Source organism: Oerskovia sp. 140933 (assembly GCF_059651515.1).
Window position 1 is genome coordinate 209,480 of the sequence record NZ_JAMXIO010000002.1, and the last position, 17,822, is coordinate 227,301.

Below are 17,822 nucleotides of genomic sequence, written 5' to 3' on the forward strand. Positions count from 1 at the left end.
AGACGTGCTCACGAGACCCCCAGCTGGCCGGACAGGATGAGGACGGCTGCTCCCGCGAGGACGACGTCCTCGTCGAGCGAAGCCATCCGCAGCTCGAGGCCGGAGTTGATGGCCGGCATGGTTCGAGCGTTGATGGTGTCGATCGCCGCATCGCGTAGAGGACCGTCGAGCAGGTCCGCCGGACCGCTGATGAGGATCTCGCCGAGGTTGAGCGCTGACACAACAGGCGCCAGGGCTACGCCCAGGAGCCTGCCGACCGACGCCAGGACGGCGTCGGAAGATTCCTTGTCGAGCCCGTCCACGGCACGGCGCAGCGCCGGCACCGAGAGGACGGTCTCGAGACAACCCGATCGCCCGCAGGCGCAGGGCAGGCCGTCGTCGACGACCGTGACGTGGCCGAGCTCGCCGGCTGCGTCGGCAGCCCCGCGCACCCGGGAGCCGTCGAGCATGATGCCGGCACCGACACCTTCTCCGACCGTGAGCACCATGAGGCCCGTGCCGTCCGCTCCCCCGAAGGTGAACTCGCCGAGGGCCGCGATGTTCGCGTCGTTGGCGACGTGGACCGGCAGGGCGAGGCTCTCGGTGAGCTCCTCGGCGAGCGCGACGTCGTACCACCGACGGTTCGGCGCCTCGACGATGCGGCCGTCGCTGTCCACGACCCCCGGCGACCCGATGCCCACGCCCAGCACCGGACGCGTCGCGACGGCGATGAGACCGCGGCAGAAGCGCGTCAGGAGATCGACCAGCTCGGCTCCCGCCCGCCCCTCGATGGGCAGGCTCTGCCGGACCACGAAGTCACCCGTCAGGGACATCACCGCACCGCGCATGAGGGCGTCGTCGGTCAGGTCGACGGAGACGATCTGGTAGGCGCTCGTCCGCATCCCGATGAGGATGGCGGGCTTGCCGACCCTCTGGCCGGGCCGGATGCCGAGCTCCTCGACGAGCCCCTCGGCGATGAGCACCGAGACCAGGTCGGAGATCGTGACTCGCGTCAGCGACGTCGCCCGGGCCAGGTCCGCACGCGAGGTGGGTCCTTCGTGGAAGAGGTGCTGGAGGACGAGCGAGCGGTTGTGCGCACGAGCGTGCTCGGGGAGCACCTTGGAGGTGGGCCTGAGGCCTGTGCTCAGACCTCTCCGTGTGCCTGCGCTTCGCGTGACCGCCGTTGTCATGTTTGTTAGTAGACCTCCTTTACTAAGCGCATGTCAACCCGCCCGGGGCGTCGTGTCCAAACCGTTGTACTTCACCCCCGGAGGGGCCCGCCCAGGGTCGGACGACTTGAGGTCAGGCCACACGGGATCAGCACGATCCTGCCGATCACGGCACGCCAGGAGCCCCTCACGCCCCGATCCAGCCCCGCGCTCCCTCGTACGTCACCGAGCGCGACGCGACGACAGCGGCCGCCGACAGGGCGCTCGCAAACGACCTCCCCCGAGCCACCTCGGCCGCGAAGGCGCCGTGGAGCACGTCGCCCGCGCCCAGCGTGTCCACGACGGCCGCGGCATCCACCGTCGGCGCACCGACGCTCGACCGGCGCCCGGCGTCGAGCACCTCCAGGGGAGCCGGCCCGCGCGAGCGGGCGACGAACGAGGGGCCGAGGCGGGCGACGGCCTCGAGCGTGCCGTCGGCCGCCACCCCCGGCATGCGGAAGTCGGCCGAGAGCACGACCGCGTCGCACAGCGCGACGAGGTCGGCGCTGCCGGCCTTCCAGGAGCCGCCGTCGAGCACGACGAGGAAGCCCGCCTCGCGCGCGCTGGACGCCAGGGCGAGCGCGAGCGGGGCGTGATGACCGTCGAGCAGGAGGACGTCGCGCCCGGACTCGCCACCGGTGCCCGCGTCCACCCCCGCGCGGGACCGGGACGGCCCGGACGGCCCGAGCGCGCGGTCGACCACGGTCCGGTCCGTCACGGCAGCGGGCCGGTCGGTGGCGTTGGTGCTCACCACGGCCCGCTCCCCCGTCCCCGCTGTCACCAGGACGGTCGAGACCGCAGGTCCGGTCGCCCGCGAGCCGTCCCCCGCGCTCCGCGCGGTCGTCACGTCGAGCAGCTCGACCCCGGCGTCCGCGATCTCTGCACGGACCACGTCGGCGAGGACCCCCGCTCCGACCGCCGTGACGAGCCGGGTCTGCACACCGAGCGCGACGGCCGTCGCGGCCGCGTTCGCCGCGGGCCCGCCGAAGGTCGCCCGCTGCGAGGTCGCGACGACCTTCTGGTCGGGCCCCGGCAGGGCGTCGACCACCTGGGTGATGTCGAGGGTCGTGAGGCCGCAGCAGATCAGCACGCCTCATCCTCGCGCACCGGACGAGGAATATCTCCCCGCTCCATGCGTTTGCATCTACATGCGACTCGGCTTCTACACCTTCGGCGACAACGCCCCCGACCCGACGACCGGCGAGCAGATGCCGGTCTCCCGACGCCTGCGTGACGTGCTCGAGCGGATCCGCCTCGCGGACGAGGTGGGGCTCGACTACGCCGGCATCGGTGAGCACCACCGACCCGACTACGCGATCTCCTCCCCGTCCACGATGATCGCCGCAGCGCTCGCGCAGACCGAGCGGATCACCGTGGGCAGCGCGGTGACTGTCCTCTCGACCGAGGACCCCGTCCGCGTCTACCAGCAGTTCGCGACCATGGACCAGCTCTCGGGCGGGCGCGTCGAGCTGCTCGCCGGGCGCGGCTCCTTCATCGAGTCCTACCCCCTCTTCGGCGCCGACCTGGACGACTACGACGCGCTCTACGACGAGAAGATCGTCCTGCTGCGCCTGCTCGACGAGGGCAACCCCGTGACCTGGTCGGGGAAGTTCCGCCCGCCGCTCGAGGACGCCGTGATCCTCCCCCGGCCGTTCGACAAGCCCGGGCGGGGAGAGCACCTCGACATCGCGATCGCCACCGGTGGCAACCCGCAGTCGTCGGTGCGCGCGGGCGTCCTCGGCCTGCCCGTCAACTACGCGATCATCGGCGGCAAGCCTGCGCAGTTCGCGCCTCTGGTCGATCTCTACCGTCGAGCCGCCACGCAGTCCGGGCACGACGCCGCGGGCCTCGAGGTCTCGGTGTCGACCATGGGCTTCCTCGCCGACGACGGCAAGAAGGCCCGCGACTTCTTCTACCCCTACTACCTGCAGAACATGAAGAAGATCTCGGCCGAACGCGGCTTCCCGATGCCCAACCGCGTCTCCTACGAAGCGACCGCCGCACGCGGCGGGGCCTACTTCATCGGCGCGCCCGAGGAGATCGCCGAGCGGGTCGTCGAGCTGCACGGAGCCCTCGGCCACGACCGTCAGATCTTCCAGATGGACCTCTCGGGGGTGCCGCAGAAGGAGTCGTTGCGCGCGATCGAGCTCCTCGGGACCGAGGTCGCCCCTCTGGTCCGCGAGGCGCTCGGCTGACGGCCCCGCAGGTCGTGCCCTGCGGGAGCACCACAGCCCGACTCTGACATGGGAGCGTTCCCGCAGGTCAGGGGCGTCCCGACGCCCCTGGCCCGCGGCGCGCACGGAACCCGGTCCCGTGTCTCGGTGCGGTGACGGCGAGTTCACAACACGGTCACGATCCGCACGAACCCTCCCTCTTCGGACGGCGCCCCACCTAGGGTCGGTGCATGCGCTCCTCGCCCCGCACACCGACGATCGTCGCGATCGCCCTCCTCGGCAGCCTTCTGCTCGCGGGGTGCTCCTCCACCGGCGGCGAGGCCGAGGTCTCCGACGCCGCAGGCTCGGCCGACCGTGCGAGCCTCGCGATCGAGGCCGAGGACTCCGCAGCGGGCGCGTCCGGTCTGCAGGTCGGCTCGTCCGCCCCGGGCGAGGACCGGGAGATCATCACGACCGGCGCGCTGACCGTCGTGGCTGCCGACCCGCGGGCGGCCGTCCAGTCGATCAGCGAGCTCGTCGAGGCGGCGGGCGGCCGCGTCGAGAGCCGTGCGGAACGGGTCGGCGAGGACGAGCGTGCCGTCGGGAGCCTCACCGTCCGGGTCCCCGCCGACAAGGTGACGGCGACCGTCGACGCCCTGGACGGGATCGGCGAGGTCCGGGACGTCTCGCTCGACGCCGAGGACGTGACGGCGACGGCGATCGACCTGGACGCTCGCATCCAGGCGCTCGGCACGTCGGTCGGGCGCCTGCAGACCCTCATGGCGGAGGCGTCGACCACGGCCGACCTGCTCGCCGCCGAGAAGGAGCTCACGGTCCGGCAGGCCGAGCTCGAGAGCCTCCAGTCGCAGCGCGCATCGATCAGCGACAAGGTCGACATGTCGACCCTCACGATCGAGGTGCTCTCGCAGGCGCCCGCCGCCCAGATCCGTCCTGGGGGATTCCTCGGGGGGCTCTCGGCGGGCTGGGGGGCGCTCCTCGTCGCCCTCAACGCCGTCGTGGTCGCCGCCGGCGCCCTTCTCCCCTGGCTCGTGGCCGCCGCCCTCGTCCTGCTCGTCGTGCGGGCCGTGCTCCGCGTGCTGCGGCCGGGCTCGAGCGGGGCTCCCCGCAGCGGTCCCGGGTCCCCGCCGCCCTCCGACGGCCCCGCCGGGCCGGACGGCCCCGGCGACGACTCGGGCCCGCAGGAGACCGCCCCCCTCGTCGGGTCGGGTGGCCGCCGTGGATGAGCCGGGCGCGCGCCTGGACACGCGGCTGGAGCCCTACCGGCGGCGCATCGGTCGCCTGTACGACGACGGCGGCGCCGTGGGCCACCTCGTCACCCGGGTCTGCACGCACTGGGAGACGGTGGGACCGCACTCCTTCCCGTCGTACGTCAATCCCGAGGAGCGCCTGCAGTGGAGGGTCCACTTCGACGACCCGGACCGTGCGGACGCTTTCAGCGACGACGGCGACCAGGACACCACCGTGATCCGGGGCCGCGAGACCGACACCTGGGAGGACGAGCGCCTCGAGATCGCGGGTCGTTCCCTGCGCATCGAGTGGCTCGACGGCGACGACGCGGCGGTGGCCTGGCGGACGAACGGCTGGTGACGGCCCCACCCGAGGGCGCCCGCGACCGGAGGGCCCACGGCGTGGCTCCGGCGTAGCCTGGGGATGGAGACCCGGGACGGACCCGAGGAGGACACTCATGCGTCGACGAGACGCACGACCGGAACGGTCCGTCGAGTTCGACCTGACGCGGGCGCTCGACGACGGCGGAGAGGTCCTCCTCCCCGCCACCGGACCGTCCTCGGGCCCCGGGACCACGGCACCGGTCACGGGCCGACGCGCTCGCACCGCCGTGGTCCTCGCAGCGGTCGGTGGCGCCCTCGCCGGTGCGGTCGTCACCTGGGGCGTCGTCCACCTGACGTCCGGCTCGCCGGTCGTGACCGAGTCCGCGGAGGTCACCGCCCTGCGCCAGATCGAGCGCGCGCGGCTCGAGGACCTGGTCGGCGCCGACGAGGACGCGACAGGGTTCGCGGGCCGCCTCGCCGAGGACTTCGTCCTGGTCGACGTGTCGGGCACCGACATGAGCAAGAGCCAGCTGGTCGAGGCGGTCGCCGCCGGCGAGCTCGACTTCAGGTCCTACGATCCCGCGGAGGGTGTCGACGTCCGGCTCCACGGGCCGACCGCAGTCGTCCAGCACCGGTCCGACGTCGAGATCGCGCTCGAGGGGGTCGGCACGTTCCGTCACCCGATCGTCACGACCGTCTTCTACGAGCAGCAGGACGGACGGTGGCTCGTGGTCCGCGAGAGCAGCACCTCGGTCGGCCCGCTGCCCGAGCCGGTCCAGGACTAGGCCCCCCGCCGGCGCCGCGACTGGCCGACCGCCATCCCCGACGGGTCGACCGGGCACGACGAAGGGCCGCCCCGGTGGGGCGGCCCTTCGTCGTGACAACTGGGGTGATGCGCCGTCCGAGGACGGCGTGGTGGAGGTGCGGGGAATCGAACCCCGGTCCGGTGACGCAGATCCAGGTCTTCTCCGGGCGCAGTCTGCTGTTGATTTTCTCGGCCCCAGCACTCACGCAGACGAGGTGCTGACGGGCTCAGTCATCTAAGAGTCCCTACGCCGCCAATGACGAGCGTCGTAAGCAGTGGCTCTCTGTCTGACGCCAGGAACCGGGGCGAGAGCAACCCCGGGCTGACGGACTTCGAAGACTCGCTCAGGCGGCGAGTGCGAAGTCGGTGCGCTTGGAATCGGCACCTATTGGTTTGCAGACGTCGTTTACGAGATAAGTCTGCATCCTCGGCCCGCTTCTCCTCGAAGCACGACCACCGTCGAAACCGATCACCCCCTGTGCAGTTGTCAATCACCGACCCAGCCCGCCGTCCGTCCGCCGAGGCGTCCGGCCGTGCACCGGGTCAGTGGTACCAGCCTACGGGATCAACACCGCAGCGGGCGAACCTATTTCCTGGGCTACTTCTTGCGGGTCAGCGCGTCGACCAGCAGGCCGCCGGCGATTCCCAGCAAGAAGACGTCCTTGGCGAGGCCGACTCCCTGAGGAGTCGGTCGGATCCCGTCCTTCTCGGTCATCCCCGGCGTCTTGAGGTACATCGCGACGAGGCCCGCCGAGAAGGTGCCCAGCCCGAGCGCGACCACGCCCGTCGGGACGAACGGGACGAGCAGGGCGGTACCCAGGGCGATCTCGGTCGTGGAGAGCGTCTTGGTGAACTGCACCGGGTCCTGGTCCTCGAGGAAGGGGAACGTCCCGGCGGCCATCCCGTGGATCCCCTGCGCGGTCGCCTCGTCGGCGCCCCGCTTCGTGAGGCCTGAGTTGAGGATGAACGCGCCTGCTGCGACGCGCGGGATGTACTGACGGAGCTTGACCACGGGGCCTCCTCGGGAAGGTGACGACGACTACCCTGCGACGCTACGTCGTCGGGCAGGAGCTTGCATCCTCATCCGGCGTGTCCCCGGCCACGTCCTCGTCGCACGGCGCTCCCTGCCCGACGGCGTCGCTCACCTCGCCGGGCAGGTCACCTGTTCTGGCGGTGACGCATGGCGCGCTGCGCCTCACGGTTGTCCTGCTGCTCGCGCAGCGCCTGACGCTTGTCGTACTCCCGCTTGCCCTGTGCGAGGGCGATCTCGACCTTCGCGCGACCGTCGAGGAAGTAGAGCGAGAGCGGCACGATCGTGTAGCCCTTCTCGCGAGACTTCGCCTCGAGCCGCAGGATCTCCTCCTTGTGCAGCAAGAGCTTGCGCTTGCGGCGAGGGGCGTGGTTGTTCCACGTCCCCTGCGAGTACTCCTGGATGTGGACGTTCTCGAGCCACGCCTCACCGCCGTCGACCGCCACGTAGCCGTCCAGCAACGACGCACGGCCCTGACGCAGGGCCTTGACCTCGGTGCCGCTCAGGACGAGCCCGGCCTCGAACACGTCGACGATGAGATAGTCATGGCGGGCCTTGCGGTTGCTGGCGATGATCTTGCGGCCAGTCTCCTTCGCCATGAGGGCAACATCCGATCTGCTCGTGCTCCGTGGTGCACCCATTCCGGGCCCACCCGCGCCGTGGGGCGCGACGTCCCAGGTTACGCGATGTCGTCCCACGACCAGAAGGTGATTACTATCCCAGCCACTTCGCCGGGTCGACCGGCGTGCCGTTCTCGTAGACCTCGAAGTGCAGGTGGCAGACCTGGCTCGTGCCTGTCGTGCCCGAGTAGCCGACGAGGGTCCCCTTCGAGACGCTCTGCCCGGAGGACACCGCGAACCGCGAGAGGTGGTTGTAGCTCGACATGAGGTTCTTCCCCCCCACAGTGCCGTGGTTGAGCACGACCTGGTTGCCGAGCCCCGCGATGAAGCGGGAGAACTGGACCGTGCCGCCCGCCGCAGCGTAGATCGGGGTCCCGCAGTAGGCACGCAGGTCCATGCCGGCGTGCAGCCGGGTCACGGGGAGGAAGGGGTGCTTGCGCATCCCGAACCTCGAGGTGATGTGCGGGACCGCGGTCGGGTAGGACAGGAAGCCGTTCGCGACGGCGCCACCTCCACCACCACCAGCGGAACCACCGCCACCGCCACCGCCCGACCCTCCGGACCCGCCGCCCGTCGCGGGCGGCGGAAGCTTCGCCGCTTCCTCCGCGGCCTTGCGGTCACGCTCCGTCTGGGCCGCGATGATGCCCTGGAGCTCGCTCGTCAGGTCCGTCTGGGCCTTCTCGTTGACGGCGATCTGGGCGAGGGCCGCTTCCTTGCGCGACTCGATCGTGACCTTCTTCGCCTCCTGCTCGACGATCAGACTCTCGATCTCCGCCTTGCGCTCCGCAGCAGCGGCGCGGGCGGCGTCCGCCGCGACGACGTTCTGGTCCGCCTGGACCTTGAGGTCTGCGATCGTCTCGCGGATCGCGGTGAGGCGGGCCTCCCGGTTGCGCGCGATCGACTCCGCCTCCTGCAGGTCCGTCAGCGCGCGGGCCTGTGTCCGGGCCGCGGTCGAGGTCATGGCGTACTGCTCGATGAAGTCCTCGGTGCTCTGCGCACCGGTCACGATGCCGAGCCCGCTGACCTCGCCCTGGCCTCGGTACGCCTGCCGGGCCATCTCCGCGATGCTGGACTTCGCCGAGCTGACCTTGCCCGCGGACTTCTCGATGTCCTCGCTGATCGCGGCCTCCTCGGCCTGCGCGTCCTCGAGGCGGACCTCCAGCTGGGCGGCCTCGCGCTGCGTGCGCTCGAGCTCTGCCTCCGCCGTGTCGAGCTCTGCCTGAGCCACCGGCAGCCGCCCCTCGATGACCTGAAGGTCGAGGATCGCCTGGGCCAGCTCCGCGTCCGTGCCCTCGAGCTCGGACTCGAGCCCTTCCCGGGCCGCGCGCGCCTCGCTCTGCCGACGCTCGGCGGCCGCACGCTGGTCGTCGAGGTCGTCGGCCGTCGCGGCGACACCGGTCCCCAGGAGGAGCAGGAGCGCGGTACCGCCCGCGGCGAGGCGTCTGGTCAGCTGGGACATGTCACACCCTCGTGTATCGGCTGAGCGTCACGACCGACGAGATCGCCGCCAGGAAGAACGCGATGAGGAGCAGGAGCGGGGCGATCCGCAGGACGTCCGCCTCCGAGATGTACGCGATCCAGCTCACCGAGCTCTGGAGCCAGTCCGTCACGAGGTACTTGACCCCGAGCCAGAGCCCCCCGACCGCGAGGAACGCTCCGACCACCGCGGCGATCGCCCCCTCCAGGATGAAGGGGAGCTGGATGAAGAGCTTGGACGCCCCGACGAGCTTCATGATCTCGGTCTCGCGCTGACGGCTCATGGCGGACAGCCGGATCGTGGTCGTGATGAGGAGCACCGCGGCGAGCATCATCACGACCGCGAGCCCGCCGGACATGAGCGAGGCGCGGTTCAGGGCCAGGAACAGCGAGTCGAAGATCCGCCGCTGGTCCTCGACGGCCTCCACGCCGGGTCGACCGGTCACGACGTCGTTGACGACCTCGTAGTTCTCCGGGTTGGTCAGCTTGAGGCGGAACGAGGACTGCATGTCGTCGACCGTGAGCTGGGTTCCGTTGTACCCGTCGGGGAACCGCTCCTCGAAGGAGGCGAACGCGTCCTCCCTCGACTCGAAGTACACCGTCTCGACCTCGTCGCCGAGCTCGCTCGCGAAGAGCGTCTCGAGCGCCTCGACCTGCTCGGGCGAGGCCTCGCCACCCGCGCACGTCGGGTTGGGAGAGTCGATCGGGCACAGGAAGACCGAGACCTCGACGCGGTCGTACCAGTCGTCCTTGAGCTTGCCGATCTGGAGCTGCAGGAGCGCGGACGCACCGACGAAGGTCAGGGACACGAAGGTCACGAGGATGACGGAAATCGTCATCGCGAGGTTGCGGCGCAGGCCGGAACCGATCTCGGCCAGGATGAACTGGGCGCGCACCAGCTACCACTCCCCCTGGCTCGACGGCTGCACCCGCACCGTGCCGGTGACGCCCTGGGCGTGCGCCGGCGACTCGAGAGCCGGCACCGGCCGAACCTCGACCGGCGGCGACCACGGCCGTTCCGCGAGGTGACCCGACGGCTCACGGAGAGCGTCGTCGTCGGGCATCGGGACCCCCGCACCGTAGACGCCGTCCTTCTGGTCGCGGAGCACGACGCCGTTCGAGAGCTCGATGACCCGCTGGCGCATCTGGTTGACGAACCCCGAGTCGTGCGTGGCCATGACGACCGTGGTCCCCGTGGCGTTGATCCGCGACAGCAGGTTCATGATCCCGAGCGAGGTGTTCGGGTCGAGGTTTCCCGTGGGCTCGTCCGCGAGGAGGATCGACGGTCGGTTGACGAACGCGCGCGCGATCGCGACGCGCTGCTGCTCACCGCCCGAGAGCTCGTGCGGGCGCCTCTTCTCCTTGCCCTGCAGACCGACCGTCTCGAGGACCTCGGGGACCGTCACGGCGATCATGTGGCGTGGCTTGCCCGTGACCTGGAGCGCGAACGCGACGTTCTCGAAGACCGTCTTGTTCTGCAGCAGCCGGAAGTCCTGGAAGACCACACCGATCTGTCGCCGCAGCGACGGTACCTTCCAGCTCGACAGGGTCGACAGGTCACGGCCTGCCACGAAGACCTTGCCCTGGGTGGGCCGCTCCTCGCGCAGCGCGAGGCGCAGGCAGGTCGACTTCCCGGAACCGGACGCGCCGACGAGGAAGACGAACTCGCCACGCTCGATCTCGGCGGACATGCCGTTCAGGGCAGGTCTGGCGCCACGGGCGTAGACCTTCGAGACGTTCTCAAAACGGATCACAAGGCTTGACCAGTCTCTCGTTGGGGGAAGCGAAAATCGTTCGCTGGTCGCCCACGAGAGTAGGCACGTCCGAAACTCCTGACCCCGCTGACACGCCGGGTGCGGCCGGATCGGACGTGCCGGTCGACCGATTCACCCCGGGACCCGTGACCGCCGGGGAACGCAGTCCCCGGAGGCGCCGTCAGGCCTGGTCAGCGCTGCGACGCCACCGGATCCCGGCCTCGATGAACCCGTCGATGTCGCCGTCGAAGACACCCGAGGTGTTGCCGACCTCGTACTCCGTGCGCAGGTCCTTGACCATCTGGTACGGGTGCAGGACGTACGAGCGCATCTGGTCGCCCCAGCTGGCCTTGATGTCACCGGCCATGGCCTTCTTCGCCGCGCTCTCCTCGGCCTGACGCTGCAGGAGCAGGCGCGACTGGAGCACGCGCAGGGCGGCCGCACGGTTCTGGATCTGCGACTTCTCGTTCTGCATCGACACGACGATCCCCGTGGGGATGTGCGTCATGCGCACGGCCGAGTCGGTCGTGTTGACGGACTGGCCGCCGGGGCCCGACGACCGGAACACGTCGACCTTGATCTCCGACTCCGGGATCTCGACCGAGTCCGTCTGCTCGATGAGCGGGATGACCTCGACCGCGGCGAACGACGTCTGGCGGCGCCCCTGGTTGTCGAACGGCGAGATGCGCACCAGGCGGTGCGTGCCGGCCTCGACCGACAGGTGCCCGAAGGCGTACGGCGCCTTGACCTCGAACGTCGCCGACTTGAGCCCCGCCTCCTCGGCGTAGGACGTGTCGAGGACCTGCGTCGGGTAGCCGTGGCGCTCGGCCCAGCGCAGGTACATGCGCATGAGCATCTCCGCGAAGTCGGCCGCGTCGACGCCGCCCGCGCCCGCGCGGATGGTCACGACCGCCTCGCGCGCGTCGTACTCGCCCGAGAGCAGGGTCTTGACCTCGAGCACCCCCAGGTCCTTGCGGATCTGCTCGAGCTCGGAGGCCGCCTCGGCGAGGGTCTCGGCGTCGCCGTTGTCCTCCGTGGCCATCTCGACCAGCGTCTCGAGGTCGTCGATCCGGTCGCTCATGCTCGTGATGCGGTCGAGCTCGGACTGGGTCTGCGACAGCGCGGTCGTGACCTTCTGGGCCGCGTCCGGGTCGTCCCAGAGGTCCGGCGCCGACGCCTTGTCCGACAGCTCGGCGATCTGGACGCGCAGGGCGTCCGGGTCGCTCACGGCGCTGATGGTCGCGAGGGTCGAACGGAGAGCGCGGATCTCGTGCGGGAAGTCGATGGTGGCCACGGTCCTCAAGGTTACGCGACGCGGACGGACCGCACGGTCCCGTCCTGCGTCCGAGGTTCGTCCGGTGGGCCGTCAGCCGCCCGACGACGCCGCCCGGGGCCCGTCCGGGACGTCGCCGCCGGTCGCGGCGACCGCTGCGGGAGCGGGATCGACGACCGCCGCCGGATCAGGCTCGGCGGCCCCGGTGCCGGCCGGCGAGGCCGCGGTCGTGGGCGCGGTCGTGGGCGCCGTCGGGGCCGCTGCGGGGGCGGGACGCGCGGTTGCCGCCGCGAGCCCCTCGGCGCGCGCCTTCGCCAGGAGAGCCTCGAGGCGCTGCTTCCTGCGCTTGCGGTTGTCCCGGACCCCGAGCACGACGAGCACCGCCACGGCGACGAGGAGCAGGTGGACCCACGGGATCGCCCACGTCGTGACCGACACGACCACCGGCGCGAGGTCCGCCGTCGGGACGTCGGTGGCGCCTGCCGTCGTGTCCGTCGAGACGGGCGTCGGCGTGACGACGACCTCGGTCGTCACAGGGCCGACGGGCCAGATGCCGGCGACCGTGACGGTCGTCGTGCGTGAGGTTCCCGGGATCAGCTCCTCCACGCCCTCGACGCCCCGGTCGACCGTCGTGTCGCCGATCCCGAAGACGCCGGACGAGCGGACCGACTGCTCGGCGCCGACCGTCAGGTTGCCGTCGTTGGTCACCTCGTAGGCGACCCGGACGTCTCCCGGGGCGAACGGGTTCCACGAGGGCGTGTAGGTGGCCGTCACCCGGTCGAGCGCGATCGAGGGGACCACCTCCCCGGGTACCCGCAGGTTGACCCGCACCCCCACCCTGCTCTCGACCCCGACCCCAGGACCTGCCGCCGAGGAAGCGGTCGTGACCGTCGCGACGATCCCGGCAGGATGGTCGCCCGGTGTCACGTTCTCCGGCACGGTGATGGTGAAGGGCACGACCACGGTCTCCCCCGCCGGGACGTCGACGGTCGGCTGGACCTCGAACCAGCCACCGGAGTCCTGCGGTTCCTGGTCGGAGGTCCGGATGTCGAAGTTGCCCATGGGCGTGAAGATGCCGTCGTTCGTCACCATCGCGAACGTCACGGGGACGGCCCCGTGGTTGGAGACGGCGACCTGGTCCTGGATCTGCGCCCCCGGCTCCGCGACGAAGTCGAAGATCCGGCGGTCGTCGGGCCCCTCGGGAGAGGCGGTGCTGACCGAGAACCGGATGTCCCCCGGATCCTGCTCGCCCGCGTGCGCCGTGCCGACCGCACCCAGGAGCGCGAGCGTCAGGGCGCCCACCCCCGCGAGCCCTCGACGCAACCTGCCGGGCGGCCGACCGCCCGACTCACGTGCCTTCTTCATGTCCTTGCTCACCGCGACTTCCGATCCACCTCGAACGGGCACCCTGCTCCGGAGACGCTACAGGGCCGACGGGGTTCCGCCGGCCCTGCAACGTCTCCGTCCATGACACGAGGTCACGGAGAACTGTCAGCCCTCCATGAGCGTGAGCGTCAGCGTCGACGCGTACGCACCCGAGGGCGTGTTCTTCGGGACGGTGAGGTTCAGCCCGGCCTTGACGCCGAAGGACTGGCCGTTCGCCTCGGCCGAGTCACCGGCCGAGACCAGGAGGTCACCCACCTGGATGCCGCCCTCGAGCCAGCTGCCACCGGGGCCCGGCTCGTCCGGGACCTCCTGGAGCTCGCCGGCGACCGGCAGGCCGGGCGAGACGTTGAAGTCCCCGGGGACCGGGTTCGCCAGCTCGGGGACCCAGCCCAGGTGGTCGTGGGTGATGTCGGGCAGGCCCGCCGCGGTGAAGTCGCTGACCTGGCCCGTGACGGCCCAGCCCGCGCCGTCGGCCACGTCGTTGCGGTCGTCGCTGACGCTGACGCCGTCGAGGACGCCCGTGAACTCACGGTTCCCTGCAGCCCAGATCTCGGGGCTCGTCGACTCGCCGAGGGTCACGGACGGGTTGGCGACGTTGAGCGTGAGCGCCCCCACCGGCGTGACGGCGACCTCGATCTGGACGTCCTCCTCACCGTGGGTCACCTCGTCGGCGGTGGCTGCAGAGGCCATCGCCACGGACCCCAGGAGCATCGCCCCGAGGGCTCCGCCCGCGATCCACTGCTTCTTTGCACGTACGTTCATGTAAGTCTCCGTCGTTGGAGGGGTGTCGGACCGGATCACCATAGCGGCGAAGTGTAAGTTTTCGCAGCCACCAGGCAAAAGGTGCATTTTTTGTTAACAAAGTGAACGATCGGGCGGCCGATCACGGGGTGGTCCACCGGTCGCGACGACGCGTCGGCCACCCGCTCCGCTCACCAGGCGCGCGCGCTCGCCCGGGCCTGCACGACGATGCCCTCGGACCACGCCTGCGTGACCCAGCTGACGAGGACGGGCCGAGACCATCCGGCGAGGCGGACCTCGGCGGTCCGCCCGTCCGGCGTCGACGCCTCGACGATGGTGACACCGTGCAAGCCGTCCAGCATCTCGGGGTGCGCGGCCACGAACGACTCGACCGAGGCCCGCACCTCGACGTCGCTCAGCACGAGCACCGCCTCCCGCTCAGGGTCGGCCATCCCGCCCTCGTAGAACGTGTCCTGCCCCATCGAGTCCGCGGCATCGAGGGCGGCCGCGTCGGCGACGTCGAACAGGCGCTTGCGATCGAGATGGACCCCGGTCGCCGAGACCACGACCGTCACGAGAAGGAGCGCGAACGCGACGAAGGCACTGGTGAGGAGCATGATCTGCCCGCTCTCCCCCGCTGCTCGGGAGGCTCCCACGCTGCCCGACCGCAGGTCCCGGCCGCGGAGGAGCCTCACGAGCGCACCCCCGCGTAGACGTCGACGGGCGACACGTGGACCGCCTCGACCGGGACCGCCAAGGGCACCCACGTGCGGACCGCAGGAGGGACGAACGGCAGGGGGACCTCGTAGCGGACGACCGTCGTGACCTCGGACCCCGGGGCGAGGCACCGTGTGCTGGAGCACGAGATGGTCAGCACGTCAGCCGGACGGACATCGGCGAACCCTTGGTCGTCCAGGGCCAACGAGACCGCGATCCCCGCACGCGCCTCCCCCTGCGCGACGGAGTCCGCCGTCACGAACGCCCGGCCCGACTCCTTGGCCGCGCCCTCGACGGCGAACATCGCCGCCTGGATCCGGCCGAGCGTCAGCGCGAGGTACATCACCGGCAGGAGGAGGATGAGCGCGGCCCCGAGGAACTCCACGATCGCGTTCCCCTCCTCCCTCCCGCGACGGCGTCCGGTCAACCGCCGGGCGGCCCTGGCGTGCGCCGCGCGCACCCCCCGGAGACCCGAGATCCTGGGCGCCTCAGGTGCGGTGCGCCCCCGCCGCGAGGCGCACGGGCGAAGGGACATCGTCCCCACGGCGCCGTTCACCGCTCCTCCTTCAGCGCGTGGCCCTCCACCGTGACGACCCCGGCCGGGCCCAGCAGGCCGACCACGGGGAGCGGTGTCGTCACGGTCACCTCGATGACACGCACACCCTCGTGATCGATCTCCCGCGCCGTGACGTCCTGCGAGAAGCGCTTGGAGAGCGAGGCGTCGATCAGCGCGCGGGTGCGCGCCACCCCGTCCGCCGGGTCCCCGCCCGCCCGACCCGCGACCCGGGCCCCCTCGGCCGCGCTGTCGATCACGACCGCCCGGACGTGGACCGCGAGGACGACCTGGAGGATGCCGAGGAACAGCACGAGCAGCAGCACCGAGACGAGCACGAAGTCCACGACCGCCGAGCCCTCCTCCCGCTCGGGGGGCGCAGAGCCGCAGACCGGGGCACGGCGTGGCGGCCGGTTCGTCACGGACCGCCGACGCTCTTGATGGCGTTCGTGAAGGTCGAGGTCAGCGCGGGGCCCGCGACGGCCCACAGCGCGATGACCAGCCCGGCCGTCATCAGGGTCACCAGGACCCAGCCCGGGACGTCCCCCCGCTCGGCTCCGTTCGCGACGAGGCGGCGTCGGCCGCGCTCGATCCAGGTCGTCAGGTGTCTCGTCATCATGCTCCTCGTCGGTCGGCCGCGTCGTTCGACGCGTCGGTGGTCCAGGTCGTCCGTCCGCCGTTCGCGGGCGGGGCTTCTTGTGCGCAGCAGGCGGTCCTTACCCGGCCCTCCGCTCGGCGTCCGCCCGGTCAGAGGCCGACCTGCAGCGTCGTGATCGACGGGAAGATCGCGAACACGACCGTCACCGGGAGGATCAGGAAGACCACGGGAATCATCATGAGCACCTCCTTGCGTCCTCCCGATTCCATGAGGGAGCGTCGGCTCGCCTCCCGCACGTCCTGCGCCTGGGCACGAAGCACCTCCGCGAGCGGGGTACCCCGCTCGACGGCCACCGCGACGCCCTCGGCGAAACGCGTGAGGCTGGCCAACGACGTCCGGTCCGCGAGCCCCTCGAGCGCGCGGGCCAGGGGCGCGCCCGAACGGACCATCGAGAGCGTCGTCGACAGCTCTCTCGACATCTCGCCCCGCGCCATGGCCGCGACACGCTCCATCGCTGCGACAGGACCCTCCCCGGCGCCGACCGACAGGGCGAGCAGCTCCGCGATCGTGGGGAACTCCATGAGCATCCGCTCCTCGCGACGGGTGACCTGCCGTGAGAGCAGGTGGTCGCAGCCGAGGAAGCCTCCCAGACCGCAGAACGCGACGAGCGCCACCAGGGCGACGGGTGACGACCCGCGGGTCGTGGCCAGGAGCAGGGCGACGAGCACGCCTCCGACGAGTCCCAGCACGGCCCAGACCACCTGCTGCGCGCGGAACTGGTCGACGCTCTCGGTACGTCCTGCCTGGTCGAGCCGACGGCGGAGAGCCGGACGCGTCGAGCCGAACCTCTCGAGGGTCCTCCCGACCTCCGTGAGCCACGGACCGACGAGGCGGTCGAGGGTCGGGAACGTGGGACGCGCCGTCGACTCCTCGAGCAGCGCCGACGTCGTCCCGAGCACCCGCAGGTACGGGCCGACGCGCTCGTCGAGACGAGCCCTCCTCGCCGCGAGGCGACCGACGACGACCAGGACCCCCCACGCGAACATCGCCCCCGCGACGGCCCCGAGCCACTCGAGCAGGCTCGGCCCGGCGCCGCTCACCGCAGCACCCGCACTTCCTCGGGCAGTCGCCCGATCCGGCGCATGATCTGGTAGGCGACGACGGACGTGAGCGCACCGCAGCCCAGCACCACGGCGCCCTGGAGAGAGTTGTAGGCCTGCGCCGTCTCAGGCCTGGTGGCGAGCAGCGCGAGGACCACCCACGGCCCCGCCGCAGCGAGACGCGCGCCGTTCACGGTCCACGACTGTCGCGCCTCGAGCTCGCCCCGCGTCCTCGCGTCCTCGCGCAGGAACGTCGCGAGCGTCCTCAGCAGCCTGCCGAGGTCCGTGCCGCCCACCTCCCTCGTCATGCGCAACGACTCGACGATCCTGTCCGCGACAGGGTCCGCCAACCGTGCCTTCAAGGCGTCGAGGCAGTCACCGAAGCGCCCGCTCGCACGGAAGTCCTGCGCGAACCTGCTGAACGGCTCGCGCAGCTCGACCGGTCCCCGCTCCCCGAGCTGCCCCACCGCCTCCGGCAGCGAGAGACCTGCGCGCACCCCGGACGCCAGGTGGTCGACGACCTCTGGCCACACGTCGCGCAGGCTCACACGTCGGCGCCGGGCCCGCGAACGCACGAGCGCGGTGGGCAGCGCAGCGGCCATCGATGCGAAGCACGCGGCCACCGGCAGGGCCCGGGTGAGCGCGAGCGTGACCAGGAGGACCAGCGCTCCGAGCACCGTGCTCGCGGTGACCAGCGCGCGGGGCGTCAGCGAGGGGACGCCTGCGAGCACCAGGAGGTCCTGCGTCCTCGCCGACCACCCGTCGGTCCGACGAGGTGCACGCGGACCCGGTTCCCACCAGGACCACCAGACGCAGAACGCTCCGACCCCGAGCAGCAGGCCCGCCGCGACGCCCATC

Annotated in this window: 20 protein-coding genes and 1 other RNA gene; 4 read left to right on the forward strand and 17 right to left on the reverse strand. The window is 71.3% G+C overall.

Translation table 11 applies throughout. The features are described from left to right. Positions 1-8: 8 nt before the first annotated feature. Both NHG27_RS02200 and NHG27_RS02205 read right to left on the reverse strand, forming a co-directional pair. Positions 9-1,169: an ROK family protein gene (locus NHG27_RS02200; protein ID WP_497014596.1), complete on the reverse strand. Its 1,161-nt coding sequence runs from the start codon at positions 1,167-1,169 to the stop codon at positions 9-11. Between the two features lie 166 nt (positions 1,170-1,335). Beyond that, positions 1,336-2,277: a PfkB family carbohydrate kinase gene (locus tag NHG27_RS02205; protein WP_497014597.1), complete on the reverse strand. Its 942-nt coding sequence runs from the start codon at positions 2,275-2,277 to the stop codon at positions 1,336-1,338. A gap of 58 nt (positions 2,278-2,335) precedes the next feature. Between NHG27_RS02205 and NHG27_RS02210 the strand changes: the two genes are divergently transcribed. From NHG27_RS02210 to NHG27_RS02225, 4 genes are all read left to right on the forward strand, one after another. Continuing rightward, the gene (locus NHG27_RS02210; protein ID WP_497014598.1) at positions 2,336-3,382 is read left to right on the forward strand and encodes an LLM class flavin-dependent oxidoreductase; all 1,047 of its coding nucleotides are present in this window, start codon (positions 2,336-2,338) and stop codon (positions 3,380-3,382) included. A 209-nt stretch (positions 3,383-3,591) separates the two neighbouring features. Further along, entirely contained in the window at positions 3,592-4,584 is a 993-nt protein-coding gene (locus tag NHG27_RS02215; RefSeq protein WP_497014599.1) for a DUF4349 domain-containing protein, read from the forward strand. Next, positions 4,577-4,948: a hypothetical protein gene (locus NHG27_RS02220; RefSeq protein ID WP_497014600.1), complete on the forward strand. Its 372-nt coding sequence runs from the start codon at positions 4,577-4,579 to the stop codon at positions 4,946-4,948. Before NHG27_RS02215 ends, NHG27_RS02220 begins: the two co-directional genes overlap by 8 nt. 97 nt (positions 4,949-5,045) lie before the next feature. After that, positions 5,046-5,696: a nuclear transport factor 2 family protein gene (locus tag NHG27_RS02225; RefSeq protein ID WP_497014601.1), complete on the forward strand. Its 651-nt coding sequence runs from the start codon at positions 5,046-5,048 to the stop codon at positions 5,694-5,696. Positions 5,697-5,824: 128 nt separating this feature from the next. Here the strand turns inward: NHG27_RS02225 and ssrA are convergent. The 15 genes from ssrA to NHG27_RS02300 form a co-directional block, all read right to left on the reverse strand. Beyond that, positions 5,825-6,193: a transfer-messenger RNA gene (ssrA, locus tag NHG27_RS02230) on the reverse strand. Between the two features lie 121 nt (positions 6,194-6,314). After that, complete coding sequence (locus NHG27_RS02235) at positions 6,315-6,728, reverse strand: hypothetical protein (protein WP_193719299.1); 414 nt, start codon at positions 6,726-6,728, stop codon at positions 6,315-6,317. Positions 6,729-6,874: 146 nt separating this feature from the next. After that, entirely contained in the window at positions 6,875-7,345 is a 471-nt protein-coding gene (smpB, locus tag NHG27_RS02240; RefSeq protein ID WP_193719300.1) for an SsrA-binding protein SmpB, read from the reverse strand. A 115-nt stretch (positions 7,346-7,460) separates the two neighbouring features. Further along, positions 7,461-8,825 (reverse strand): peptidoglycan DD-metalloendopeptidase family protein, encoded by a 1,365-nt coding sequence (locus tag NHG27_RS02245; protein WP_497014602.1) that lies wholly within the window; start codon positions 8,823-8,825, stop codon positions 7,461-7,463. Position 8,826: 1 nt separating this feature from the next. After that, complete coding sequence (gene ftsX, locus NHG27_RS02250; protein ID WP_497014603.1) at positions 8,827-9,738, reverse strand: permease-like cell division protein FtsX; 912 nt, start codon at positions 9,736-9,738, stop codon at positions 8,827-8,829. 3 nt (positions 9,739-9,741) lie between these two features. After that, positions 9,742-10,596, reverse strand: a complete 855-nt coding sequence (gene ftsE / locus NHG27_RS02255; RefSeq protein WP_193719303.1) for a cell division ATP-binding protein FtsE — start codon at positions 10,594-10,596, stop codon at positions 9,742-9,744. Between the two features lie 181 nt (positions 10,597-10,777). Further along, positions 10,778-11,890 carry a peptide chain release factor 2 gene (gene prfB, locus NHG27_RS02260; protein WP_193719304.1) on the reverse strand — a complete coding sequence of 371 codons (1,113 nt, stop codon included), beginning with the start codon at positions 11,888-11,890 and terminating at the stop codon, positions 10,778-10,780. Positions 11,891-11,962: 72 nt separating this feature from the next. Beyond that, on the reverse strand, positions 11,963-13,246 hold the full coding sequence (locus NHG27_RS02265) for a hypothetical protein (RefSeq protein ID WP_497014604.1): 1,284 nt from the start codon (positions 13,244-13,246) through the stop codon (positions 11,963-11,965). 114 nt (positions 13,247-13,360) lie between these two features. Next, complete coding sequence (locus NHG27_RS02270) at positions 13,361-14,017, reverse strand: hypothetical protein (protein WP_193719306.1); 657 nt, start codon at positions 14,015-14,017, stop codon at positions 13,361-13,363. 170 nt (positions 14,018-14,187) lie between these two features. Beyond that, a complete protein-coding gene (locus NHG27_RS02275) occupies positions 14,188-14,613 on the reverse strand; it encodes a pilus assembly protein TadG-related protein (RefSeq protein ID WP_193719307.1) in 426 nt (141 codons plus the stop codon). A 74-nt stretch (positions 14,614-14,687) separates the two neighbouring features. Next, entirely contained in the window at positions 14,688-15,098 is a 411-nt protein-coding gene (locus tag NHG27_RS02280; RefSeq protein ID WP_321575321.1) for a pilus assembly protein, read from the reverse strand. A gap of 167 nt (positions 15,099-15,265) precedes the next feature. Then, positions 15,266-15,613: a TadE/TadG family type IV pilus assembly protein gene (locus NHG27_RS02285; RefSeq protein WP_321575322.1), complete on the reverse strand. Its 348-nt coding sequence runs from the start codon at positions 15,611-15,613 to the stop codon at positions 15,266-15,268. Positions 15,614-15,684: 71 nt separating this feature from the next. Beyond that, positions 15,685-15,882, reverse strand: a complete 198-nt coding sequence (locus NHG27_RS02290) for a hypothetical protein (RefSeq protein ID WP_193719310.1) — start codon at positions 15,880-15,882, stop codon at positions 15,685-15,687. 131 nt (positions 15,883-16,013) lie between these two features. After that, entirely contained in the window at positions 16,014-16,964 is a 951-nt protein-coding gene (locus NHG27_RS02295) for a type II secretion system F family protein (protein WP_497014605.1), read from the reverse strand. Then, on the reverse strand, positions 16,961-17,821 hold the full coding sequence (locus tag NHG27_RS02300; protein ID WP_193719311.1) for a type II secretion system F family protein: 861 nt from the start codon (positions 17,819-17,821) through the stop codon (positions 16,961-16,963). Before NHG27_RS02300 ends, NHG27_RS02295 begins: the two co-directional genes overlap by 4 nt. Between the last annotated feature and the right edge of the window lies 1 nt (position 17,822).